The 887-nt window shown below is 67.2% G+C and carries 1 protein-coding gene; it reads right to left on the reverse strand.

Translation table 11 applies throughout. From position 1 onward, the window contains the following. The coding region (locus ABC831_RS26385; RefSeq protein ID WP_343251048.1) for a hypothetical protein at positions 1–887 on the reverse strand (887 nt) is incomplete at both ends.

The raw sequence follows: 887 nt of genomic DNA on the forward strand, positions 1-887 counted from the left end.
TCCGTCAAAAAGCTCTTGCCCTCCTGGGCCTGCATGGCAAGGCCGGTGACAGCTAACGACAGGTTCTGCGGGTTTGTTATCTCTATCTGCCCGTTGGTGGTAAGCGCGCCGGTAAGCCCCGGCCCCGCAAGGGTAAGGCTGCCCACGCCCGCGGGGACTCTAAGTGTTCCCGCAGCGCCCTCCCGCACCTTAAGCGTCATGCCGTCCGTGAGGGTCAGCCGCTGGGTGGTGGCGCCGTCGTTATAGGCGGCGGCGCCATCCAGCACGGCGTTCCACTGGGGCTGCATCCTGCCCACACTCACGGTGCCGGTGCCGGTGCGTACCTGTACCTCAGCGCCGCCTTCCATCATCAGCGCGGTGCCCAGGGCCTCCAGCCGGTACCCCGCCAGCTCCGCGGCCAGTTCCACCGCAATCCGGCTGCCCACAGATACCTCTGTCGCCGACAGCACGGCCGCGGTGTCAGTGAACGTTACGGTACATCCAAACACGGAGCTGCCGTTCCGGCTGGTGGCGGCGGCCGTCAGACGGCCCCCCAGCGCAATGGACAGGCTGTCTGAGGAGCCGCCGATGCCGCTGTGGCCTTCCGCCGTCAGGGCCGCGCCCTTCTGTACCGTCAGGGAGCCGCCCGCTTCCAGAAATGTGACGCCCATCCCGTCCCTGGTTTTTCCCGCGCCGCCCTGGGCGGCGGCATGGCCGGACGCCATGGTAAAGTTTTGCACGGCGATGCCCGCGCCCCCCATGCCCTGGGCGCTGCTGCCGCCCAGGGCCTTAAGCGGCCCGTTGACGGTGAGGTTATATACGTATATCCCATTGCCGCCCTCTCCGTCCGTACCCGCGCCGCCGGTCAGGATCACGCTGTTTTCCGCGTTTATGGTCACCTGCGCTTC

This window comes from Diplocloster hominis, from assembly GCF_032380655.1.
GTDB classification, from domain to species: domain Bacteria; phylum Bacillota; class Clostridia; order Lachnospirales; family Lachnospiraceae; genus Diplocloster; species Diplocloster hominis.